19 protein-coding genes are annotated in these 23,776 nt (G+C 40.4%); 7 read left to right on the forward strand and 12 right to left on the reverse strand.

Annotation, left to right across the window (positions count from 1 at the left end):
- Positions 1–9 precede the first annotated feature (9 nt).
- Together ACKLNX_RS07555 and ACKLNX_RS07560 are read right to left on the reverse strand one after the other, a co-directional pair.
- Positions 10–1,428, reverse strand: a complete 1,419-nt coding sequence (locus tag ACKLNX_RS07555) for a mannose-1-phosphate guanylyltransferase/mannose-6-phosphate isomerase (protein WP_412971864.1) — start codon at positions 1,426–1,428, stop codon at positions 10–12.
- A 149-nt stretch (positions 1,429–1,577) separates the two neighbouring features.
- Complete coding sequence (locus ACKLNX_RS07560) at positions 1,578–2,453, reverse strand: pirin family protein (protein ID WP_412971865.1); 876 nt, start codon at positions 2,451–2,453, stop codon at positions 1,578–1,580.
- Positions 2,454–2,754: 301 nt separating this feature from the next.
- Between ACKLNX_RS07560 and tcdA the strand changes: the two genes are divergently transcribed.
- On the forward strand, positions 2,755–3,534 hold the full coding sequence (gene tcdA / locus ACKLNX_RS07565) for a tRNA cyclic N6-threonylcarbamoyladenosine(37) synthase TcdA (protein WP_411694804.1): 780 nt from the start codon (positions 2,755–2,757) through the stop codon (positions 3,532–3,534).
- A 97-nt stretch (positions 3,535–3,631) separates the two neighbouring features.
- Here the strand turns inward: tcdA and ACKLNX_RS07570 are convergent, their stop codons facing one another.
- Complete coding sequence (locus tag ACKLNX_RS07570) at positions 3,632–4,294, reverse strand: hypothetical protein (RefSeq protein WP_412971866.1); 663 nt, start codon at positions 4,292–4,294, stop codon at positions 3,632–3,634.
- A 244-nt stretch (positions 4,295–4,538) separates the two neighbouring features.
- On the opposite strand from ACKLNX_RS07570, the gene ACKLNX_RS07575 reads away from it, so the two are divergent.
- Complete coding sequence (locus tag ACKLNX_RS07575) at positions 4,539–4,946, forward strand: hypothetical protein (RefSeq protein WP_412971867.1); 408 nt, start codon at positions 4,539–4,541, stop codon at positions 4,944–4,946.
- Between the two features lie 22 nt (positions 4,947–4,968).
- Here the strand turns inward: ACKLNX_RS07575 and ACKLNX_RS07580 are convergent, their stop codons facing one another.
- Positions 4,969–5,439: a DUF2919 domain-containing protein gene (locus ACKLNX_RS07580; protein ID WP_411694807.1), complete on the reverse strand. Its 471-nt coding sequence runs from the start codon at positions 5,437–5,439 to the stop codon at positions 4,969–4,971.
- Positions 5,440–5,484: 45 nt separating this feature from the next.
- Positions 5,485–7,269: a diguanylate cyclase domain-containing protein gene (locus ACKLNX_RS07585; protein WP_412971868.1), complete on the reverse strand. Its 1,785-nt coding sequence runs from the start codon at positions 7,267–7,269 to the stop codon at positions 5,485–5,487.
- A 406-nt stretch (positions 7,270–7,675) separates the two neighbouring features.
- Here ACKLNX_RS07585 and ACKLNX_RS07590 point away from each other — a divergent pair, with 406 nt between their 5' ends.
- Together ACKLNX_RS07590 and rimO are read left to right on the forward strand one after the other, a co-directional pair.
- On the forward strand, positions 7,676–9,136 hold the full coding sequence (locus ACKLNX_RS07590; RefSeq protein WP_412971869.1) for a diguanylate cyclase: 1,461 nt from the start codon (positions 7,676–7,678) through the stop codon (positions 9,134–9,136).
- A 278-nt stretch (positions 9,137–9,414) separates the two neighbouring features.
- Positions 9,415–10,890, forward strand: a complete 1,476-nt coding sequence (gene rimO, locus ACKLNX_RS07595; RefSeq protein ID WP_412971870.1) for a 30S ribosomal protein S12 methylthiotransferase RimO — start codon at positions 9,415–9,417, stop codon at positions 10,888–10,890.
- Between the two features lie 36 nt (positions 10,891–10,926).
- Here rimO and kdsB read toward each other — a convergent pair whose 3' ends face one another.
- The 5 genes from kdsB to ACKLNX_RS07620 all read right to left on the reverse strand — a co-directional run bounded on the left by kdsB (position 10,927) and on the right by ACKLNX_RS07620 (position 17,300).
- Positions 10,927–11,691 carry a 3-deoxy-manno-octulosonate cytidylyltransferase gene (gene kdsB, locus ACKLNX_RS07600; protein ID WP_412971871.1) on the reverse strand — a complete coding sequence of 255 codons (765 nt, stop codon included), beginning with the start codon at positions 11,689–11,691 and terminating at the stop codon, positions 10,927–10,929.
- Positions 11,684–11,884 carry a Trm112 family protein gene (locus ACKLNX_RS07605; protein WP_411694812.1) on the reverse strand — a complete coding sequence of 67 codons (201 nt, stop codon included), beginning with the start codon at positions 11,882–11,884 and terminating at the stop codon, positions 11,684–11,686. Before ACKLNX_RS07605 ends, kdsB begins: the two co-directional genes overlap by 8 nt.
- 59 nt (positions 11,885–11,943) lie before the next feature.
- On the reverse strand, positions 11,944–12,942 hold the full coding sequence (gene lpxK, locus ACKLNX_RS07610; protein WP_412971872.1) for a tetraacyldisaccharide 4'-kinase: 999 nt from the start codon (positions 12,940–12,942) through the stop codon (positions 11,944–11,946).
- Positions 12,942–14,690: a lipid A export permease/ATP-binding protein MsbA gene (msbA, locus tag ACKLNX_RS07615; protein WP_412971873.1), complete on the reverse strand. Its 1,749-nt coding sequence runs from the start codon at positions 14,688–14,690 to the stop codon at positions 12,942–12,944. Before msbA ends, lpxK begins: the two co-directional genes overlap by 1 nt.
- A gap of 207 nt (positions 14,691–14,897) precedes the next feature.
- Positions 14,898–17,300 (reverse strand): DNA internalization-related competence protein ComEC/Rec2, encoded by a 2,403-nt coding sequence (locus ACKLNX_RS07620; RefSeq protein ID WP_412971874.1) that lies wholly within the window; start codon positions 17,298–17,300, stop codon positions 14,898–14,900.
- 26 nt (positions 17,301–17,326) lie between these two features.
- On the opposite strand from ACKLNX_RS07620, the gene ACKLNX_RS07625 reads away from it, so the two are divergent.
- Positions 17,327–17,842, forward strand: a complete 516-nt coding sequence (locus tag ACKLNX_RS07625; RefSeq protein ID WP_412971875.1) for a DUF2062 domain-containing protein — start codon at positions 17,327–17,329, stop codon at positions 17,840–17,842.
- Positions 17,843–17,906: 64 nt separating this feature from the next.
- Positions 17,907–18,980, forward strand: a complete 1,074-nt coding sequence (locus ACKLNX_RS07630; RefSeq protein WP_411694817.1) for a mechanosensitive ion channel family protein — start codon at positions 17,907–17,909, stop codon at positions 18,978–18,980.
- A 76-nt stretch (positions 18,981–19,056) separates the two neighbouring features.
- Here ACKLNX_RS07630 and rimK read toward each other — a convergent pair whose 3' ends face one another.
- Positions 19,057–19,962: a 30S ribosomal protein S6--L-glutamate ligase gene (rimK, locus tag ACKLNX_RS07635; protein ID WP_411694818.1), complete on the reverse strand. Its 906-nt coding sequence runs from the start codon at positions 19,960–19,962 to the stop codon at positions 19,057–19,059.
- Positions 19,963–20,330: 368 nt separating this feature from the next.
- Between rimK and ACKLNX_RS07640 the strand changes: the two genes are divergently transcribed.
- The gene (locus ACKLNX_RS07640) at positions 20,331–21,413 is read left to right on the forward strand and encodes a DUF21 domain-containing protein (protein ID WP_412971876.1); all 1,083 of its coding nucleotides are present in this window, start codon (positions 20,331–20,333) and stop codon (positions 21,411–21,413) included.
- A 210-nt stretch (positions 21,414–21,623) separates the two neighbouring features.
- Here the strand turns inward: ACKLNX_RS07640 and ACKLNX_RS07645 are convergent, their stop codons facing one another.
- Positions 21,624–23,504, reverse strand: coding sequence for a CocE/NonD family hydrolase (locus ACKLNX_RS07645; protein ID WP_412971877.1), 1,881 nt, complete (start codon positions 23,502–23,504; stop codon positions 21,624–21,626).
- Positions 23,505–23,776: the final 272 nt, after the last annotated feature.

Raw genomic sequence — 23,776 nt, forward strand, 5'->3', positions numbered from 1 at the left:
GTATCCGTTTTATTTTTTGATTTCGACTCGGCCATAACGATCTGAAAAACGAACAATATCGTCTTCTCCCAAATAACCGCCAGATTGCACTTCAATAAGTTCCAATAATATCTTACCTGGGTTCTCTAATGCATGAATCTCGCCTATTGGAATATAGATAGATTCATTTTCCGTCACTAAAGAGGTTTTTTCACCCACAGTGACATTCGCGGTTCCAGATACAACAATCCAATGTTCAGCGCGATGATGATGCATTTGTACACTCAGTTTTTCACCCGGCTTTACACTGATTCGTTTTACCTGATAACGCTTGCCATTATCAATCGAATCGTAACTACCCCATGGTCTAAAAACTTCACGATGAAACTCGAATTCCGAGCGTTTCTCTGCTTTTAATTTATTAACAACATTTTTGATGTCTTGCACTTTATGTTTATTGGCAACCAAAACCGCATCTTTGGTTTCAACCACCACAACATCATCTAGCCCAATAACTGAAATTAAGCGTTGCTCAGAATTAATGTAACTATTGTTAACGCCGTCAAGAATGGCGTCTCCAATGACTACGTTGCCACATTGATCTTTATTCTTGGAGGTTTCCCATAAGGATGTCCAACTACCAACATCATTCCAGCCTGCATCTAGTGGAACCATGCAAGCATCTGATGTTTTTTCCATTACGGCGTAATCGATAGAATCATCAGGACACTTTGCGAAGGCATCAGCGTCGACACGAATGAATGTCATATCTTTATCAGTATTTTCCATCGCGTTAGTACATGCTGCAAAAATGTCTGGAGCGTGCTTGCTTAGCTCTTTCAAATAAACACTGGCTTTAAACATAAACATGCCGCTATTCCAGAAATAATCGCCGCTGTTTAAATACTGCTGAGCCGTTGTTAAATCGGGCTTTTCAACAAATTCAGCTACTTCATAACCTAACTCACTAACGCCGTCACCTGACTTAATGTAACCATATCCGGTATGGGCTTCGGTGGGTACAATACCAAAAGTGACTAATTTACCTTCTGCTGCTAGTAATGTCGCTTTATCCACTGCTTCGTGAAATGCTTGATGATCAGCAATAAGATGGTCTGCTGCAAGAATCAAAAGTACCGGATCTTCACCTTGCTGAATTGCCCTCAATGCAGCAAGTGCAATAGCGGGCGCAGTGTTACGGCCATCCGGCTCCAAGATGATACTGTCATAATCTATATTTGCGACACGCAGTTGTTCTGCAGCGAGGAAGCGATGATCCTCATTACAGATAAATAACGGTGGATCCATTTTATCGGTAGGCAAACGCAAAATTGTATCTTGCAACATCGTATTATCAGAAGTTAAAGATAAAAATTGCTTCGGTAATGCTGCGCGGGATTTTGGCCATAATCGGCTTCCAGTGCCACCAGCGAGAACAACAGGCTTCATTTGCATTCCTTTCAATTCATAATTCCTTTGATGTTATTGAAGATGGCTGCTTAATTCAATGTAAAACCTCTATAATTAGCTGAATTGTTTTAAGTAAAAACAAAAACAGCACCAAAAATGGTGCTGTTAACAATATTAATTGAAATATTCTAAGCTAGTACGCCTTGCTGAAAATCGCGCAAAGCTTGATTGATTTCTTCCTGAGTGTTCATTACGAATGGGCCATATTGTACGACAGGTTCATTAATAGGCTCGCCACTCACTAAAATTACTTTCGCTGCACTTTTGGTGTTCAAAATCAGTTTGTCAGTAAAAGCTAAGACACCTAGCTGCCCCTTAGTCAGCACTTGTCCTGCGACATCTACCTCGCCCTCATAAACATACAAGAAACCGTTGTGGGAGCTTTGCGTTGGTACTTCTAGCGATTCATTATCCATCAAGTGGAAATCGAAGAACTGTGGTTTTACTGCTTGCGTGGAAACAGCTCCCTCTTGGCCTTTAAAGTTCCCTGCTAACACTCTAATTAGTGAGCCTTTTTCACTGTTTAATTCTGGTATATTAGCCGTTGGAATATCTTGATAGCCTGGCTTCGACATCTTCTCGCTTGAAGGTAAATTCACCCACAATTGAAAGCCACGCATCTTACCTTCAATTTGCATCGGCATTTCTTCGTGAATAATACCTTTGCCGGCATTCATCCATTGCAAACCACCGTCTTCAATAATTCCCTCATTGCCGCTAGAGTCCTTATGTTGCATTTTACCGTTAAGCATATAGGTAACTGTTTGAAAGCCTCTATGCGGATGTTTTGGGAAGCCTGCTATATAGTCTTGTGCATCCTCAGAACCAAACTCGTCTAACATTAAGAATGGATCCAGTCGTTGCAATTTCGGTTGACCCAATACACGCTTTAACTTAACACCAGCACCATCAGATGCAGACATGCCTTCTACCACCTTCGTTATCGTTGAGGTGTTTAGTTCGGCGCTCACTGTTGTATTTATAGTTGGGTTTATATCTGTCATCATTTTCTCCACTTAATTCAATTAGAAGCAACCGCCAATATGGTCTAACAATAAATTTTAGAAATTGAAAAACAAACTTTCCATTTCTGTTTTTAGTGTCGTACCATTAGCATATTCAAGCATTTGTAAACTTGCTTATACCGATAAAATGCGACTAATAATCGATGAACGTTAATCCTCATATTTAAACATGAATCTATTCAAAGGTATCTCGCTAAAATTAGTACGTTAGATTCGATTTTTTAGAATCTTAAATATTGTATTTCGAGACACTTTCGACGACGGAAAAATACACAGCCTCATGACGACCGAAAACACTACCAACCGTTTTTCAGGACTAGCCAGACTATACGGCAATGATGGCCTCAAAAAACTAACAAATGCCAACATAGTGGTTGTAGGTATCGGTGGTGTCGGCTCTTGGAGTGCCGAAGCTTTGGCACGAAGTGCGGTTGGAAATATTACGCTTATTGACCTAGATGATATAGCGCTTAGCAACGTTAATAGACAAATTCATTCTCTCTCATCAACCATAGATGAATCTAAAGTTGCGGTAATGAAACAGCGAATCCTTGATATAAACCCCGAGTGTAAAGTGACAGCAATCGAGGACTTTGTGACGACTGACACACTTCGCGAGTATATCAACGATACTTATGATGTTGTAATTGATGCGGTAGATAGTATTAAAGCCAAAGCGGCGATGATTGCATTTTGTAAACGGAATAAAATAAAAATCATCACGGTTGGAGGTGCTGGAGGGCAAATAGATCCGCTACAGATTACATGTAATGATCTAGCGAAGACGATTCAAGATCCCCTCGCGGCTAAGTTACGTTCAGAACTTCGTCGGTTTTATAACTTCAGTAAAAACCCAAAAAGAAACTTTGGTGTCGAATGTGTTTATTCGACTGAACAACTGCGTTATCCCCAAGCAGATGGCTCGGTTTGCTTTGAGAAAAGCCAGCAACAAGGTGCCGGAAAAATGGATTGTGCGACTGGTTTCGGCGCGTTTGTTGGTGTGACTGCCACGTTCGGTTTGGTCGCTGCTAGTAGAGCGATTCGTCATATCCTCAAATAGCAAATACATTACTTGGCAAGCTAACAGCCAAGCAATCTCATTAGTTAATAAACTATTGAGTTAAGTAAACCACCAAGCATTGAGCGCAAATTAGCACTCAGTCAGAAGCAAGATCCCGCTGCTTGTGCCGCTTCACATCCAATGCAATAGCTATTAATAACCAAACACTTACAATTGTAATTAATAGTGTCGTGTTCTCAGCCATCGCCATGACTTCTTCGCTTAAAACGGCGGTACCAGCGATGAGTAATAAATAGTAAGGCAAGTTCAACAAGCCAGCCAAGGTTATTACTTTAGAAGATTTTTGCTGGTTGCCTTGGGAGAACATAAAAAAAGCAAGTGAGTTTATGTGGATCATAGCCAACAGCAGGTGCTTTAATTTAGTTTCTTTTTGTTCAATCTTATTGCCGTTTTCCTCTGAGCGCTTACCGGCGACTTTGCCTAGATGGAAATTTATAAATGAGCCTATTGTAGCTGCCAGTACCATACAAATAGTCAAGTAGAGTACATCCAAAGCTGTAGGTTTTGCTCCAACCACGAGAATAACAGCAAAAAATTGCCCGGGGAAATAGAAGCCAACGTAGATGATTGACTCTAATAAAATAATTAGAAAAATGATTAGGAAAAATGCATTAGGTATTTGTGCTTGAAGGGACTCAATAAGTTGAATGCCAGGGGGAATCAGGTTTAACGAAACTAATAGGCTGATAAGAAGCAAAGCAGATAAGGCCGATAGCGGAAGAACACTAGCATATTTCATAAATAGTATTTCAAAATTGTACAATCCATAGTCTACGTTACTATTTAAAGTAAGATCATACTAGCAAAACACAATCACCGTTTTGGTAAAGCTTATTAATCGAAGCGCTCATTTTTATTAGCTTACTAAGCTTCTTGTTCACACAAAAGCACGAAAGTACTAAGTCACCTTATTTTACATCACCGGCGAATTGTTTTACCGTCTATAGCAATAATTTCCCTTTTTGAGTAAACGCAGAGTCACTATGGAACAACAAGCATTAAATCAATTGATGCGTGAAAGCGCGGAAGATGCCATTAAAACCAGTAAAGAAGAATTTGATATCGATCTGGACTTTTCTCCCGAAAGCATTGCACTAGTTGACACTATTATCCTAAAGTTTCTAGCGACTTACAAAGAACAAGCGCTTGAAGACAAGGCAGTTTTCACGATATGTAACATTTATGGTGCTTATCTCGGTGAGACATTTCGTAAATTAGCTGGTGGGCAATGGCAATATAATCTTCAAGACGAAGAGGCACCGTCAATCATGTTAATCTATCAAGAGAAAACCTTTGCATTTGCTGGAATCTGTTACGAACGTCTAGTCAACGATAGTAATATTAGTGTTAAGCGTTATTTCGATGAGGCACTTGACAGCGCAACACATTAAACAAACCAATAAGCTTCTAAATCTAGGAGTTTAGACGCCAATCAGCGAGCATAATTCGCATATGCTTGCTGGTAACCAAATACCAGCCCAACAACAATACACAACACAAGGTTAATGCAGTTGGCCATGCAAAGGCGAAATGCTGTGCACGCAAAATATAAAGCTGTATAAGTAAATCAGAAATAAGGAGATATGCCAGCACTATCGGTAGGCTCAAATAACACATACCAAGTTGCGCTTTCCAAATTCGTTCGCGAAAACCTAAAAAGAATAGCGTTAGAATGGCCGGTATAGCTGTAAATAGAGAAAGGTAAAACTGAGATTTAACCGGATAAAAAATACTAAGAAGCAAACCACCATCCTGCCGAAATGAAAGCGATGCAATAAACACCACAATGCCCCGCGCCAAAAAACACAGACACACAAAAAGTAGCCAAGGCGGTTTTACTCGACCTGCTTCATCATATTTGTGTAAGGGAAGTTTTAATCTCATGCGGAGGAAGTATAGGCGCTTAGAGAAACATCAAGAGCAAGTTTCTCATTTTGCTCCCTCAGACTGCATACTTAAAGACAACATCATGTCATTTAATACTTCATCTAAATCATCTAATGGGGCATTTGCCAAATATATGCTCATACTTGAACTAACACTGATTTTTCTATCTTTTTGATCACCCAAGTGCGTACTTTCGAGTGCCACCCTAATGCGCTCAAAGAATGTCTTTGCACTTGTCTCTTCAATGTCTGGCAAGCACAGAATAAATTGTTCAGGTGCAAAGCGACCCACAATATCGCTATCTCTGGTGATGTTTTTGAACGTCATTGCGATCTGTTGAATCGCATCATCAGCACTATTTGAACCTAACAAACGGTTCACTTCCTTAAAGTTTGCTAGATCGAATAATGCCAATGCAATTGTTTTGTGCTCACTGGGTGCGGACACGTTTCTAATTTTAGTAAGGGCTGCTCGGCTATTCAACAAGCCAGTGACTGAATCGTAGGAACGAGCCTCAGCTTGCTTCCGACGCCATAAAAAAGCTAAACCAAGCAGAGCAGCAGCGAACACAGCCAGCAGCGCCACTGTGAATCTATCTCTATTTTTTTGCTCTCTTATCACACTATTTTCGAGCTCTAGGATCTTGTTGTATAGATTTGCCACACCAAGTACTTTCCCCGACGACTGATAGTTTGCCAAGGTAGCTCGCAGTTCATCCTCGAAAGCACTCCAGTACTGACGCGCTTTATCAGTATCTCCAGCTACCGCATAAGCATTTGCCATCAAAGATAAATAATCAACATTGCCTCCAAGGAAGCTTAGTGAGCTTGGTCCATTATTTTCTTCTGCGAAAAGAAACTGCTGAATGCATTCTTTTTGCCTTTCGTTGATACAAACTGCAATTTCAAACCAGTGGTGAATGCCTGCAAAAATAGTGGTTTCCATCCCTTCAAGGTGTGGGCGCCAATCGTTGACACTCTTCTTTAATTCTTCCACTCGACCAAGTCGCAAATTGAAGCGGCCTTTAGCGTAGTAATACCAAGCGTGTACCAAAGGAACATCTACAGCTTCCCTTGCCTTGTCTAATTCATCAATGACGATTTCTGCTTCATCATATTGACCACTGGCCAACAAGGATGTAAAGACACTGATGAGAGAGGCGTATTTATTGGCGCCCTGATAGTGAGGGAAGCCTATTTCATGAGTTTTTTGAAATTGTTCAGCAGCAAGTACATGTTGCCCCAAACGGCCATAGATTAAGCCAATGTTATTATGGATGTGCGCAATGGTAGGTTTATCGCCACGCATGGAGTAATGTTCTAATATATCAAATAAACGTTTTAGCTTTTGACCATCGTCAATCTCAGCTTCACAGTAGGTCATCAGGCCGAGCTCTGAACTTAAACTGATATCATCAAATTTGTTTAATGATAAGGATTTTGCTTGTTCATAATAATCACAGCGGCGTTCATCTTCTTTTATATCGAACAGAAAACCTTTTTGATACACCGCTAAGGCATAATACTCTTCACTTTGTAGGGCTATTGGATTTGCTATAAGCAAATCAATCGTCTCTTCAGCATCACCGTAATTACCCATGCAAATTTGCCAATGCGTTTTTTCAACTTGAAGCTTAAACCGTTGAGTCTCGGTAATATCTTGACTCGATAGATAGTCATCCAATTGTGGAATAATTTCATCACTTGGGCAGTCAAACGTTTTTACTTTCACGTCTTGTATAAAGCGATCTACTTCAGCTTGAACTTGAGCGTATATATTTGATGAAATACATGCCAGGGTGAGTAATAAAACGAGTCGATAATTCAAAATATGTCAACTTTCAAAAAATACAAATTCAATCCTAAGTGCAAGTCACTTACCATTAATGTAAGAAGAGTTTTTATGGGCTAAAACAACTAACAAGCAAGCATATACCCATCCCTAAATAAATTTTCTAAAGGCTTCACAAAGTTAGAACGAGGGCCATTAAGTATACGAGGCGTAGTACATTAAACTATATTATTAAATGTTTGAATTCCCTTAACTTTGAAACTCGCAGCCCCAAGAGGCGACATGTGCAAATTAACGGTCATTTCAAAACGATAGCCAAACAATATTCACGGTTTTATTGTTTTAAATCATAAAATCTAAAAAGAAATATTGAATATAATACACACCTACGCCGTTAATAAGTGTACATTTAATACAAAACTAATCAACAAGGTTGAACTCGTTGCTAAGTAAACAAGCCTTGCGCTTATCGTTTAAATTGCGTCTTAAACAACAAAGTCTAATAATTTCGGTATTGGCTAGTTTAACTATTCTATTGTCATTTCAGACTCACGCACAAGATAGCGATTCGGAGAAGATTCTAAATTTTTGCGTTGATCCAGATTGGATGCCCTTCGAAGGTATGGTTGACGGACAGCATACAGGGATCGCAAGCGACTATCTTAAGGTTTTTAAAGAGCTGACAGATTATTCCTTTACCTTAGTGCCAACTAAGTCCTGGAACGAGACCCTTGAATCTTTGAGAAAAGGCGAGTGTGATGTCAATCTATTGCTAAACAGCTCTGTCGAACGCGAGAACTTCTTATCATTTACAATTCCCTACTTTATCGGTCCGAACGTTTTGGTTAGCAAAAAAGACATTCCCTTCATGCAAGATTTAGGGGCTGTGGGTGAACTAACCTTAGGTGTCGTTGAAGGTTATCGATTAGTTGAATATATTTCACGTTTCTACCCTGACATAAAAATACAAACCGTCGCTTCCGAAGAAGATGGTCTTATCGCTGCAGATAAAGGTCTTGTTGACGTTTATGTAGGTTCTCTTTATTCAATTAATTTAACAATAAACAAACTCAATCTAAGATATTTGAAAATCAATGGCTGGATCTCCCTTCAAGATCAATTACGTATTGGTTTCACAAAACCCAACGCGCATTTAGTGCCCATATTTAATCAAGCGATAGAACAAATTTCGACGAGTCAGCACAATGAAATATTAAATAGATGGAGTAATGTTCAGATTGTGAAGCAAACTGACTATACCCTACTCTATTATCTTGGCGGCGCAGTCACTTTTATATTCATGGTTTTTTTATGGCGATATTTAGTTTCCAAAAAGGTTATGGCTGCCTTGCACGATAAAAACAAAGAATTAGAAAAAACGAGAGAAGAACTTCTTGTTGCAAATAAAAACCTAGAGTACATTTCTTTCCATGATAGTTTAACCAGCCTTTATAATCGCCATTATTTCATGTCGACCTTAAAGGATCATTTAAACAACATACTCAGGCACAATAGCAATTCCGTGCTTTTAATGATTGATATTGATTTTTTTAAGAAAGTGAATGATAAGTACGGTCATTTAGTTGGTGATAAAATATTACAGCAGTTCTCTGTAATATTGTCTAAAGTACTGCGAGCCGGGGATGTAGCTGCTCGCTGGGGTGGAGAGGAATTTATTGTCCTACTCCCCAAGACCTCTGCTGAACAATCAATGTGTATAGCCACAAGATTAGTTGAAACCGTTGAAGCCTATCGTTTTGAATCTAATATTGGATTAACAATAAGCGTTGGCGCAGCACAGTACAAACATGGCGACGAACTTGAAGCATGGATAGAAATGGCTGATACAGCTCTTTATCAAGCAAAAGATGAAGGCCGAAATCGAATTAAAGCCATCGTATAATGCAGGTAAAACTGCCCATACAAATACACTTTCTCTTTCCTCACGTGCATAAGACTTTAGATTAAATCTCCTGTATAATCCGCGAAATTAAAAAACAGCCCTAGCCTCCTCTCGCCTCGCTCGATTGCGTCGAGACGGCGATTGAAGCAGCAAAACCAACACATGAACACTGCTCTGTGTAATTTCATGCATGCTAATTTACGTATGTTGATATGTGTAAGTTGATATATGTGAGTTAGTTAAGGCAAATGAATGACTAGAGTAAGTAGAGACACAATATGACCGTAAAACAATTCGACCCTCAAGCTGTACAGAAGAGTAGTAACTCAGCAGCAAGTCAGACGACGACTTTAGAAATTCCATCAAAAATGATTGATGAACAACATCAAGCGTCAATCAGTGCAAGCTCTGCTCCAACACAAAGTACTAAAATTGGCTTTGTTAGCTTAGGCTGCCCTAAAAACTTGGTTGACTCAGAGCGAATACTAACGCAATTGCGTATTGAAGGTTATGACGTTGTTTCTACTTACAACGACGCAGCCTTAGTTATCGTCAACACGTGCGGTTTTATCGATTCAGCAGTCCAAGAGTCACTAGATACTATAGGTGAAGCACTAGCTGAAAACGGTAAAGTTATTGTAACGGGTTGCTTAGGTATTAAAGAAGATGAAATCCGTGAAGTTCATCCAAACGTGCTGTCTATAACAGGTCCACATGCCTATGAAGAAGTTGTCAGTCAGGTTCACGAGCATTTACCAAAGCCTGAACATAATCCATTCTTACACTTAGTGCCTGACCATGGCGTAAAACTCACGCCAAAGCATTTTGCTTATTTAAAAATATCGGAAGGTTGCAACCATCGTTGCACATTCTGCATTATCCCCTCGATGCGTGGAGATTTAGTAAGTCGTCCAGTGGGTGAAGTACTTAGCGAAGCAAAGCGCCTAAAAGCCGCCGGTGTAAATGAGTTATTGGTGATATCACAAGACACCAGTGCTTATGGCGTTGATGTTAAATACAAAACTGACTTTTGGGACGGCATGCCGGTAAAAACCCACATGCAACAGCTGTGTGAAAAGTTAGGTGAGATGGATATGTGGGTAAGACTCCACTACGTCTATCCTTACCCTCATGTGGATGATCTCATACCTTTGATGGCAGAAGGTAAAGTGCTTCCATATTTAGACATCCCGTTTCAGCACTCAAGCAAACGTATACTTCGCTTAATGAAACGACCAGGTAGTGCTGACAGGACAATAGAACGCATCAAGAAATGGCGTGAAATTTGTCCAGAATTAGTCATTCGTTCAACTTTCATCGTTGGGTTTCCGGGCGAAACAGAAGAAGAGTTTGAAGAATTACTTCAATTCCTTAAAGAAGCACAATTAGATCGTGTTGGTTGTTTTAAGTATTCACCTGTAGATGGAGCGAAGGCGAACGACTTGCCCGACCCTGTGGATGAAGAAGTTAAAGAATTACGATTGAAGCGTTTCATGGAAGTCCAATCGGAAATTAGCAAGCAACGCCTGATAGACAAAATCGGTAGCGAATACAATATTGTTATTGATTCCGTAGATAGCGAAGGTGCGATTGGTCGTACTTTTGGTGATGCACCAGAAATCGACGGTGTCGTTCATTTGAATGGTGTTTTTGATGTACAACCAGGGCAACGCCTTTGGGTTGAGATTATTCATACCGACGAGCATGACCTGTGGGCAGTGCCCGTCGAAGAAGACGAGTCAGAGTCTGAATAAGGGGCGAGGCCCCTTACTCATTATTTTCAGTTCGAATTATTGCAGCTTTGCTAAATCCTCTGGCGTATCAACGCCATGAGGTGGTGCTTGTGCTGCTACATCTACATGAATAACATGCCCATGCCACAATACCCTCAATTGCTCTAAAGACTCAGTCCTTTCAAGCTGAGTAGCAGGCATACTTTCATATTGTTTTACGAAACCAGCCCTATACCCATAAATACCTATATGTCGTAAATAAAGAGACGATAAGTCACCTAAGTTAATATCATCATTATTCTTACCTGCGAATTCATCGCGAGCATAGGGTATTGGTGCACGTGAAAAATACATAGCGTGCTTATTACTATTTGTGACTACTTTGACGACATTTGGATTGAAAATATCACTGGCATCGTCAATAGGATAACTGAGCGTTGCCATGGGTATTTGATTATTGTCGTGTAGGTTTTGCGCAACTTGCTGAATGTTAAGCGCTGGAATAAAAGGTTCATCGCCTTGGACATTAACAACGATCGTATCATCTGCAAAGCCTAAGCTAGATAACACCTCAGCAATGCGAGTAGTTCCCGACTCATGATCGTTGCGAGTCAAACAAACTTCAGCGCCAAAAGCACTAACAGCCTCTGCAATACGCTTATCATCTGTTGCAACAATCACTCGCTTAGCACCAGCTTCGTTAGCCCTTTCAACAACGTGTTGGATCATAGGTTTGCCTTTGATTAAGGCTAGAGGCTTTCCCGGAAAACGTGTCGAACCAAAGCGCGCAGGGATAACAACGATGAAATCTAAATTATCCACCTTTCAATGCGTCCAATTCATCGAGTGTTAATTCTCTAGCTTCAGTATCGATTAACACAGGAATATTGTCTTTTATAGGATATGCCAATCGATCGAAGCGACAAATAAGTTCTTTTTGTTCCAAAGGTAAAACCAACTTTCCCTTACATACGGGGCATGCCAAAATGTCTAATAACTGCTTGTCAAAAGCCATGAGTGTCCTTAAGTTTAGATACTAAATAAGTATAAGTTCTGCCGTTGCTGCAATGATATTTAAACCTGCTGTTGCAGCAATTTCAACTTGTTATCAATAAGCTGATATATATTCGCTGAGATATTACCACTTACCTGCAAATACCAACAATTATCGTGAGCAAAAGAGCTACATTTCACTGCGTCTTTTTCCGTCATCAAGACCATCCCTTTGGGTATATCTTTTAATTGATACGCGTAATGATCGGGGAAAGCGATAGTCTTGTCGCAACTTATGCCCATTTTTGACAAAGTAATAAAGAAGCGATTCGGATCACCTATGCCAGCAATAGCCGTTGCAACTTGATCGTCTATGACAGGGAGCGTTGCACACTTTTCCCCCGTATTCACATTTACCCATTGATTGGGTTCTAACACCATTGTCGCCAGTTTGTCCTCGGCGATAGTCAATGCCGCATTCGGCTGCCCGTTGAACAAGACAACATCAACCTCTTTTAGCCTCGATGGTAACTCTCTTAAAGGCCCCATCGGAAGAAGTTTTGCGTTGCCTAACCCTCGTCCGTCCATTACGACGATTTCGAAATCTCGTTCTAGAGCGTAATGTTGCAAACCATCGTCGCAAATAATCACATCACATTGATAAGCATCAACGAGAAATTTTGCCCCTCGCGCTCTTTTGGGATCGATAACCACTGGGCATGACAGGCGATGCTGCATTAATTTAGGCTCGTCACCTACCAGTGAAGGCTCATCAGCAGCGCTCACAAAATGTGGAAAGCTTGTTTGCGAGCCTCCGTAGCCCCTAGATAAGACACCACAACGGTAACCTTTCTGCATCAAATGTTCAGCAATTGCGATTACCGTAGGCGTTTTTCCGTTGCCGCCTACAGTGATATTACCGACGATGATAATAAAAGCATTAGGCTTGTCAGAAGCCAATACTCCTAGCTTATATAGTGCTCGACGAACACTGCTAATACAAAAAAACAAAATGCTTAGTGGCAGGAATAGCCACACCCATTTTTTATTCTCATACCACGCATGCTGCAGGGCCATCATCAACCTTGTGAAAATTGCATTTTATGCAACTGGGCGTACATGCCATCTTTGGCGAGCAGCTCACTGTGAGTGCCTCGTTCAACAACTTCGCCTTGTTCGATTACAAGGATTAAATCCGCACTCTCAATGGTTGAGAGACGATGGGCTATGACAATGTTTGTGCGACTTTTTTGCAGTTCTTCAAGGGCTTTTTGAATCAGCTTTTCTGACTCCGTATCGAGCGCAGAGGTCGCTTCATCTAAGATTAATATGGGAGAATCAGCAAGTATCGCTCTAGCGATTGCGATACGTTGCCGTTGCCCACCAGATAGTGTGACGCCATTCTCACCAACAATCGTATCAAAGCCATTCTCTTGTTGGTTCACAAACTCAGAAACGTGGGCTGCTTTAGCCGCTTGCTCGATCTGTTCGCGACTCACTTTATCAACGCAACCATAAGCAATGTTGTTTGCAATTGAATCGTTAAATAAAGTGACTTGTTGAGACACTAGGGCAAACTGCTTTCTTAATGAACTCAAAGTAACGTCATTGAGTGCCACATTATCTATTAATATTTCACCTGATTCAGGACGATAGAAGCGAGTAAGTAAACTGGATAAGGTTGATTTACCACTACCAGAACGCCCCACTAACGCGACGGTCTGACCGGCTTTAATATTAAAAGAAATATTGTGCAATGCTGGTTCAGTTTTGGTCGGATAAGTAAAGGTAACATTATTGAACTCTAGATTGCCTTTTACTCGGGAAAGCTCAGTTTTTCCTGTATCAGGTTCAATCTCTTGATCTAGCATTTCAAACACGCTTGCGCATGCCGCCATCCCTTTTTGGAACTCATTGTTAACCGTCGTTATTTGTTTCAATGGTTTTAATAAGGCCATCATCGCAAGGACAACGTTAACAAAAACACCGGGACTCAGCTCATTTATCATATTGGGAGTACTAGCAATGTAAAGCACGAATGCTAATGCGATTGATGCGATAACTTGGATGGTTGAAACACTTAAGATCTGCGCAGTTGCTAACTTCATTGTTTGCTGGCGATTATTGTTGTTCGTCTTCTCAAATTTTTCTGACTCTAATGCCTGCCCTCCAAACATCAAGACGACTTTATGCCCTTTAACGACTTGCTCAACACCCGTTGTTAATGAGCCCATCGCTTTTTGAATGGCTTTACTGACTTTTCTAAATCGCTTGCTAACAATACTCACAATTATAGCCACTACAGGCATGATCAATAAAAAGATAATGGACAATTGCCATGAGTGATAAAACATCACAATAAGCAAGCCAATAACAAATGCGCCTTCTCGAATGAGAGTTAAGAATGCCTTACCAGCGGCATTTGCAACCTGCTCAGTATCAAAGGTCACTTTAGAAATAAGTGTGCCAGCCGATTGATGATCATGGAATTCAACAGGTAAATGAATGTATTTATCGAACAGTTGCTGACGCATTTTCATCACTACCTGTGAGCTAATCCAACTCAGAGTGTAACTTCCCATAAAGTTGAAAATACCGCGAACGATGAACAGAGGAATAATCGCATAGGCAGCAATGCGCAGAAAGTCAGACTCAGCGTCTTTCAAACCAACATCAATCATAGGTTGAAGTTGAGAAATGACATAGGAATCGATAGCCGCATAGCCCAGCATCCCTAATATGGCGATAAAGAATGGGAATTTAAACGGCACTAAATAGCCAAGGAATCGTTTAACTACCTTCGGCTCTATTTCATTACTAGCAGTCATTCTGCTCCTTTGCTTTTACTATTTGCATCGATTTCATATGCTTAGCATTATAGTTTACCGTATGCCCTCGAATTCACAAAGCTTTGCATACATAACTTGCTCCGCAATATAACGTATCCCATTAATAAGTTCATTAAATGCCCCCTTCAAAATCAAAGCTCGAATATAAACTTTAGAATTAACTGGTACAAAATAGCTATATTGTTCTTAGTAATCATTCTTCTTTACATGCATATACCACGGTGACCATAAAGCTTGCCGATAAGTTCTGCTTGAAAATTTGCCATCGGCAAATTCGAATACAACTTCGCCATCATAAGCTGTGTTAAAAACTGAAGCATTAACACTTTTATAATTGGCTACTACATGAGGATGAGGGAAACCCCATTGATTATAATACTTACTGCTTACCACGACATATCGCGGTGATACTGCTTGCATAAATGGTAATGTAGATGAGGTCTTACTACCGTGGTGCGGTGCTAATAATATATCCGCTTCAAGAATATTGCTGTTTGCATATAAGTTAATAATCGCTTTCTCAGCTTCTTTTTCAATATCACCGGTTAACAACACGCTAAACGAACCATCAGATATCTTGATAACGCACGAATGATTATTGTCGTCGCCTGATACTTCTTTTGTTGGCCACAAAACATCCACTTTAAGCTGTCCCCACAGAAAACTATCATTAGTTGTGCACCCTTTTGCAGGGCTTAACCATTGCGACACATTATATCGATTAAATAAGAAAGAATTTCCGCCAGCATGATCATTGTCCATATGACTATTGATTAAGTAATCGATACTAGGCACGTTTTCTTCTACCAAATTTAGCTGGGAATAGTTGTGCTCATTTTCAAAGTAAGGCGCAATAACGGATTGTGCATAGCTACTGTCATTGCGAAATGACTGAGCAGTGTCATAAATTAAAAAGCGATTATTGTATTTTACTAATACACTCAGTCCTTGCCCGACGTCAAAAACCCTTACCATCCAACCTTTGCTTTGTTTATTTTCAGCGAAGCTTTGTGCAAGGATTACTAAGAACAGAGTGCAAATCACCTTTTTACGATGCGGCCAGTATGGCAAGAATAATAAAATCGAAATAAGCAATAATATCAACCACACCGCAGGACCAACAATGTTCACATCAACACTGGCATTTTCACCGGAAGCAAATACTTTCATGCATAGAATAAGTTGCTCGAAACACCAATCGATTAACTGAAGTAAATTTCTATTCAGTGCATGAATTTGTAAAATCATTGAGATCACAACGAATAAGCACAGTGGAACTAAAATCAAGCTTACCACTGGCATTACAATGAGGTTCACAATTGCTGATACCGTTGACAGGACACCAAAATTCAATGCGATTAGAGGAATCATTAATACGGTTAGAAATAGTTGAAGACCAACAGTCTGTTTAAAAGTATTTAACGCTGAATGCCTGCGCACAGGATAACGCCAAACAAAAAAGCATATCGAAAATATCGCGCCAAAACTGAACCAAAAACTCATGCCTAGAATCGACAAGGGGAAAAGCAATAAAAAGCAAACAATTAAGTGAAGTAAAATTGTCGATGCTCGCCAATGAACTTGGTAAAGCAGCAAAATTGCCAAGAACAGCAGCGCGATGAGTGAGCGGTTCACTGGTATTTGAAACCCGCTCAAGTATGCATAGAAAATGCAAAATGGTACGCTCAGTGCAAGCGCCAGAGGTCCAATTTTAGTTTGTTTATTCTGGCAGATGTAAGTGTTTGCTAAAAACAACGCTAATTTTGCTAGTTGAAAGAACATCAAACTGACTATTCCTAAATGTAGCCCCGAAATAGCGAACAAATGAGCAGTACCGGTAGTTTGTAGTAACTTCCAGTCATCGTCTTCAAACAAGCCACGCTCACCTAAACTTAAAGCCAGTATCCAGCGAATGTTGGGTAGTTCGACTTGTGTGGCGTATTTGAGTAATTGGTCTGACAATCTTTGACGCAGATTAGTGTTGGCTTCCAAGCGCAAATTACTTGGACTAGTTTTAACATTCCCCACTCCCACAATATTTAAACTTGCCAACCATTTCTGTCGATTAAAACCATGTTCATTGCCAATGGAATGCGGTCGTTTAATGTTAACCAATAGCTTCAAAGTATCGCCTTGCTTAAGTATCAAACTAGGTTCAAACCAACTTAGCCTGATTTTTGGAGAATGAATAAGCTTAGTAGTGCCTATTTTGTTTAATTGCAGAATGAAGCTTTTTTGCTCAACTGATTTAAGTGATTTTTTGTCGTATACTAAGGTATCTTCGATTGTATTGATTTTAGTTTTATTGTTTAGTTGAATTTGTAATGTACTGACAACACCTTCGACAATAATATTTTCGTTAAAATATCGATTTGGTAGTTGCCAAGACGAATACCAATGCCCTACACTGCTCGCCCAGAGAAACCCGACTATCGCACCCGATATCCAAGTTTTTGTTCGAAAGTGAAGGCACAGTAAAGCGATGACTGCAACTATCGCCATAATCGGAATTGTAGGTAAGAACGGCCAAAATGAGTTACTTAGGAATACAATAATGAATGCAAACATTGCTCTATGTAGCTTGCTCAAGCAGTCTTCCCCGAGAGATTAGATTAATGGCAAAGAAATTTATACGGCGCTTTTTGCCTGACCATAATAATGTAAAGAAAAACAAATACTTAAGTGTTTTTGGTTCGCTTTTACATGATCCAAATTTATGGCACCTTAATAGACGTTCGGCCAGCGGAGCTTTTGGGATCGGTTTATTTTTTGCATTTTGGCCTGTCCCTTTCCAAATGATTTTTTCAACGGCGGCCGCAATCATCTTTCGCGTTAATTTGCCGCTTTCCGTTGCAACGGTCTGGTTGACGAACCCTTTAACAATGCCGCCTATATTCTACGGTGCATATCTCGTCGGCAGTACTGTACTTGGGACTAAAGTTGATCAGTTTCACTTCGAACTCAGTTGGACATGGCTTCTTGAAAGCATTTCAACAATAGGACCAGCGTTTATACTGGGTTGTGCGATATGTTCTGTCTTCTTCGGGATTTTAGGTTACTTTAGTTTAGATTGGGTTTGGAGAGCATCTGTTTTGCGTGCTTGGCGAGCTCGTAATTCCGACGATAAATAGTTTGTAACTTTCCTAATGTCCTTTAAGATGATTCGAAATAAGGACAAGAAGGTTTTTTAGAAAAATGCTCAAACAATTTCAAGCATACATTTCCCCGCTGTTAGAAACATTTGGTGACAGCCCAGCGCTTCAGGCAACCATGGTTGTCATGATTTCATTTGTCATCGCCTCAGTATTTAAATATGTACTGATTGCTGGTTTGCGTAAAATACTCGAACGTTCACAAGTAAAATTGGCAAATGGCCTTTTAGAACTATTGCATTCCCCCATTTATTACACTGTTCTTTTACTTGGTCTAGCAAGTGCTTTAAGCATTTTAAATCATCGTTTGCTATCGATAGAATTATCAATCCTAATGTCGATTGGTATGCTTATTTGGACTTCGTTCATATTAAAAAGTAACCGAGTGTTGCTGCAAGGCTTAGTGCTCCACCCTACGAAATTTCAAAGCGTTAATAACAAAACACTGCCTCTATTTCAGAATATCTTAAATATTATAATTATTGTTCTAGCTGTGTACTTAATATTTTCCATTTGGAATGTTGATATGACAGCCTGGCTTGCGTCCGCAGGTATCGTTGGTATTGCCGTTGGTTTCGCCGCAAAAGATACATTAGCAAACCTTTTTTCTGGTGTCTTTATTATGGCGGATGCACCTTATAAGGTAGGTGATTATGTTGTCCTCGATTCTGGTGAACGTGGTGAAATAACACATATTGGGATCCGTAGCACGAGGATGCTAACTAGAGATGATATTGAAATTACGATCCCTAACTCAGTGATGGGCAATACTAAAATTATTAATGAATCTGGTGGTCCTCATGAGAAATCACGCTGTCGAATTGCTATCGGCGTCGCGTACGATGCAGATATTGATTTGGTGCGTTCCATTTTAATGGAAATTGCTAACACTGAAGAAACGATTTGCACTGATCCTGAACCAAGAGTGAGATTCCGCCAGTTTGGTCCCTCATCTCTCAATTTTGAGCTTCTCGTTTGGATAGAAAAACCAGCACTGAGAGGACGTATAATCGATAAATTAAACTGTCGCGTGTTGAAAGAGTTTAGACTCAACAATCTTGAGATACCTTACGGCAAGCAAGATTTATACATTAAAGAAATGCCGGAAAGAAAGTAAACTAAGGCTATTAGAAAAAATATCCTTAAGTAGAAGCATTAAAGAGCAGCGCTTTTGCGGCGCTGCTCAAGCAAGTTTAGCCTTTACCCTGCGTCTTAGTTTTGTTTGGCTTCGCATTTTTCTCAATAAATTGAAAAATCATTTTAGCAACATCTTTTTTAGTTGCAGTTTCAATACCTTCAAGGCCAGGAGAGGAGTTAACTTCCATTACTACGGGTCCTCTTGATGAACGCAACAAATCAACGCCGCAGACGTTTAATCCCATAATTTTAGCAGCTTGAACAGCCGTAGCTCGCTCTTCTGGGCTCAGTTTCACAAGCACGGCGCTGCCACCTCTGTGCAAATTAGAACGAAACTCACCTTCAGCACCTTGTCTCTTCATTGCTGCAACAACTTTGTCGCCTACAACGAAACAACGAATATCAGCGCCGCCCGCCTCTTTAATAAACTCTTGAATTAAGATGTTAGCCTTTAAGCCCATAAATGCCTCGACGACTGATTCAGCGGCTTTTGCAGTTTCAGCTAGCACTACACCTATGCCTTGAGTTCCCTCTAGCAACTTAATTACAACGGGTGCGCCACCTACATTTTTAATTAAGTCTTTAATGTTATCTGGGCTATGCGCAAATCCTGTACGAGGCAAACCAACACCTTTACGTGATAATAATTGCATCGAACGCAATTTGTCGCGTGAACGACTAATCGCGACAGACTCATTCACACAGAAGCTTCCGGTCATTTCAAATTGACGCACAACTGCCGTACCATAAAAAGAAACTGAAGCACCAATACGTGGAATAACCGCATCATATTGTGGTAATTCCTGCCCTTTCAAACGAACAACAGGCCTATTGCTGGTTATATCCATGTAGCAATGCATTGTATCAATCACATCTACTTCATGACCAAGAGCACGACCTGCTTCTTGAAGTCTTCTTGTTGAGTACAATTTTTTATTACGAGAAAGAATCGCAATTTTCATATTTTGTTCCTTTTTATTATAGAAATTGGCGTCGGTGTGTTGTTAAAAAACCTTCACCCAAATGGGAACGTCATGGATTCGCAAATTTGTAAATACTTAAGAAGCCTCCTGTTTTTGATAACATAAACAAGAATGACTAAAGTAATAACAATGAATCACCATGAAAATCGTATTCATTCCCTTCTCAACTAGTATAGACACAACTAATTAACAAAAAGTCACAAATTAAATAAATAAACAAATTAATCTGAAAGATAATGAATTAATTAGTTAATAAATTAACGTTGTGACTTTTTAAGCTTTATACTCGTCTACCTTAATCGCACCTATTACTTTTAATTCGAAATAAACACCTAAGAGAATTTTTGATGACACAAGATATCGTTATTTGGTTAGCTATTGCGTTTTGCATCACCCAATCTGCTATTTTTTCAGGCTTGAACATCGCTTTCTTTAGTCTGAGCCGCCTACAATTGGAAGTTGAGACAAAGCAAGGTAACGAAAACGCAGCCACGATCCTGGCCATGCGAGAGGATTCAAACTTTCTCCTCTCAACCATTTTGTGGGGAAATGTCTCGATTAATGTGTTGTTAACATTACTCTCAGACTCTGTACTCGTTGGTGTTTATTCATTTCTCTTTTCAGCAGTAGCAATTACTTTTTTAGGTGAGATATTCCCACAAGCGTATTTTTCTCGAAATGCCCTGCGCGTTGCGTCAAAGCTCACGCCAATTATTAAGTTTTATCAAGTGCTCCTATACCCAGTGGCAAAGTTGACTGCGTTGATACTTGATGGCTGGTTAGGTAGAGAAGGTATTACATATTTCAGGGAAAAAGAATTATCGGCATTAATTCATGCCCATGTTGAATCAGAAGAAACCGACGTTGAACATGTTCGGGGTATTGGAGCGCTTAATTTTTTACAAATTGATAAGGTGACAGTCAATCAAGAAGGTGAATTACTTGACCCCAAAAGTATGATTAAACTGCCATGCAAGCTCGACCTGCCAATACTTCCAGAAAAAGGTACGCCTGAATATGATGAATTTGTATCTAATGTAAATGCCTCTGGGCACAAATGGGCTTTGTTGCTGAGTGAAGAAGAGCAACCTTTATTGATGATCGATGCAGACGGCTTTATTCGCTCAACTTTAGATGAAAGCATAAAGGAAGACGCATATAGCTTTTGCCATAGACCGCTCATTGTACATAACGAGCATACGACTCTGGGCGATGCATTGCAGCGATTAAAGGTGGCGCACGCACTTTCACCACAATCGGAAGATGTCTTGCACTCTGATGTAATTTTGGTTTGGTCCAGTGTATCGCCAAGAGTCATTACTGGAGCAGATATCTTAGGTAGATTACTAAAAGGAATAGGTGATGGGCTTGGAGGTCCTGGCTTAGAAGATGACAAGCCACCTATTGATATGCCAGAGCATTTAGAATAGGGCCTTTTAGAAGGCGGCTTATGCAAATTGGGCCGCCTTTAGATGGACAATAAAGTTATTAACTTTTTTCGGGCAGCTTGATCCAAACGAGCTGACAAATAAAACAGATGACTTCCCCCCACATCATTCCTGAGGAGTCAGGAAGTCTCAAAGCAAAAGTGATGCTCCAAATCATTCTAGCAGGGCTATATAAGCACCTAATTTTTAAATCTACTCCACTATTGGTAATATCAGATACGATGGGTGCTCAGCGGAAAAGTGAACTGTGTTGTGGGCAACCACTCCTTCGCTTTCATCATAGTTGTTGCCGCCCGTGTTTAGGTTGCGAGCAAACTTCGGAAAGTTTGATGACGTGACTTCAACGCGGATACGATGACCTTTTTGAAATTCAATGCTGGTAGTCATTGGCGTCATATCGATTTTATAGACCTCACCTTCTTTCATCATGCTTGGCTTGTTGTAACCTTCTCGGTAGCGTGCGCGGAAAATGGTATCGTCAATAATGTATGCAGTGCCATCTGGAGCTACATCAACGAGTTTCACTGCAAAGTCGGTGTCTTTGGCGTTTGATGATACGTGTAGAACAGCATCGACGAAGCCAGTGACTTCCATTGGTTTTTCAAGAGGCTCACTGGTAAACACCAGCACATCGTTTCTTGCTTCTATTATGCGCTGATCAAAGGCGCCTGCGGTAACTAACCCACCGTTACAGCAGTCACCACCACCAATCGTTTGCACAGGGTTCATAGGGTCGTAGTGGTAACTCGATTTACCCACTTCTGGCTTATCAAAAGTGAGCTCGCCGTCACCATAGAGGCTGTTCGCATTACCTTTAGATGACAGGTACATTTTGACCTCTTTTGCTGCTTTAGGTGGCCATTGCGGGTCGCCCTGCCATTTATTTGCACCCATTGTATAGTACTGAATCTTTGGTGTGTCTTGGTCAAAGGCCTTTTCTTTTTGCATAAGCCATTTGTCCCACCACGACCAAATGAGTCTGTCTACATCAAATGAAGCATCTCCAAGATTACGATCACCGCTGATAAAATCTGGTCCAAGCCCTGCAAAACGACAGTGATTGTTAGGTCCTACAACCACATATTGATTATTGCGCACTTCAGCATCTACACCATTTGTACTCGCATGGTTTGATAATGCCATATTAGGTCCTATCGAAACGTCATACCAAGAGTTAAACCAAAGGCTGGGCACGCCCCATTTTTCATTATCGTGATAAAGCCCGCCGTTAAACCAAGCTTTAGAAGCAGGTGTGCGCTTAACAAATTCTTCAAAGGTACCTTCAGGTTCGCCTAGGTCCGTTAGCATGTTTTGAATGGGTAAATGACGCACTTGCTTACTCCAATCCACATCAGGTTTATTAGTTGAGAGATCGTTATATTTAGCAATTTGTGTTCGGATCTCAGCTGATAAACCTGCTGGAATTTGAGCTCGCAATGGATTATCTACGCTGTAGAGCCATATAAAAAACAGAGTGCGCTGAACACCACCCGTATACCAGTTACCGTGTTCCCAAAACTCTCCAACTCTACCAATGCCTGCGCCAGATGCTTGTGGGATCATAGCAACATGCGCTGGATGATCCATGGCGGCGAGCCCGTGCTGCCACTCAGCTGTTGAAGAACAACCTAATGTTCCTACACGATCGTTCGACCAATCTTGTTCAGATATCCAATCCATCGCGTCATAACCATCTGTTCTTGGATAGCCCAAAATTTCAAACTTACCTTCAGAGAAATAACGGCCTCGTTCATTTTGCAATATATAAGCATAACCTCTGCTCACCGCTTCAACCGCACTCCTCAGACTACGAATATTTAGTGTGTTCATATTGTATGGTGTGCGAACAAATATTGCTGGTACCGGACCCTGTGCATTTTTAGGGCGATAAATATCCGTCGATAAGCCTACACCGTCACGCATTGGCATAAGCACTTTAGTCTCTACAATCGCAATTTCAGATAAGGTTTTTCTAAGGGCCTCTTCGCTATACTTTGAGTAGTCTGTAGCATGGCTTGCACAGCTGAATAAAAAGGCAATTAAACCAAAAAGCTGTAGTAGTGACTTTTTCATATTTCTCTCCGTTAAATATACCTGAGCTAAGTTAATCTAAAAAAGCAATAAAACCAAATATTAATCCCCTAAACGCTATTCCTGCACCCCCTAAACTTCAGTTATGCGCCCCCTCAACGTCATTCCTGCGAAGGCATAATGCTGTTCGGTTAAGGTTTTTTCCTTAGATGTTCGGCTTTCTTTAATGGGAATCTTGTTGGCTTTATCTTTACGGCTCTAGGATAATCCGGCCGGTCAGGCTCAGGCAGAATGAAGTCTTTGAGCGTTTCAGT

Source organism: Glaciecola sp. MF2-115 (assembly GCF_047250385.1).
GTDB lineage: Bacteria > Pseudomonadota > Gammaproteobacteria > Enterobacterales > Alteromonadaceae > Glaciecola.

Coding starts and splice junctions, on each gene's coding strand:
- ACKLNX_RS07555 (WP_412971864.1), bottom strand. CDS start 1,428: ATGAAGCCTGTTGTTCTCGCTGGTGGCACTGGAAGCCGATTATGGCCA.
- ACKLNX_RS07560 (WP_412971865.1), bottom strand. CDS start 2,453: ATGACAGATATAAACCCAACTATAAATACAACAGTGAGCGCCGAACTA.
- tcdA (WP_411694804.1), top strand. CDS start 2,755: ATGACGACCGAAAACACTACCAACCGTTTTTCAGGACTAGCCAGACTA.
- ACKLNX_RS07570 (WP_412971866.1), bottom strand. CDS start 4,294: ATGAAATATGCTAGTGTTCTTCCGCTATCGGCCTTATCTGCTTTGCTT.
- ACKLNX_RS07575 (WP_412971867.1), top strand. CDS start 4,539: ATGGAACAACAAGCATTAAATCAATTGATGCGTGAAAGCGCGGAAGAT.
- ACKLNX_RS07580 (WP_411694807.1), bottom strand. CDS start 5,439: ATGAGATTAAAACTTCCCTTACACAAATATGATGAAGCAGGTCGAGTA.
- rimO (WP_412971870.1), top strand. CDS start 9,415: ATGACCGTAAAACAATTCGACCCTCAAGCTGTACAGAAGAGTAGTAAC.
- ACKLNX_RS07605 (WP_411694812.1), bottom strand. CDS start 11,884: ATGGCTTTTGACAAGCAGTTATTAGACATTTTGGCATGCCCCGTATGT.
- lpxK (WP_412971872.1), bottom strand. CDS start 12,942: ATGATGGCCCTGCAGCATGCGTGGTATGAGAATAAAAAATGGGTGTGG.
- msbA (WP_412971873.1), bottom strand. CDS start 14,690: ATGACTGCTAGTAATGAAATAGAGCCGAAGGTAGTTAAACGATTCCTT.
- ACKLNX_RS07625 (WP_412971875.1), top strand. CDS start 17,327: ATGGCAAAGAAATTTATACGGCGCTTTTTGCCTGACCATAATAATGTA.
- ACKLNX_RS07630 (WP_411694817.1), top strand. CDS start 17,907: ATGCTCAAACAATTTCAAGCATACATTTCCCCGCTGTTAGAAACATTT.
- rimK (WP_411694818.1), bottom strand. CDS start 19,962: ATGAAAATTGCGATTCTTTCTCGTAATAAAAAATTGTACTCAACAAGA.
- ACKLNX_RS07640 (WP_412971876.1), top strand. CDS start 20,331: ATGACACAAGATATCGTTATTTGGTTAGCTATTGCGTTTTGCATCACC.
- ACKLNX_RS07645 (WP_412971877.1), bottom strand. CDS start 23,504: ATGAAAAAGTCACTACTACAGCTTTTTGGTTTAATTGCCTTTTTATTC.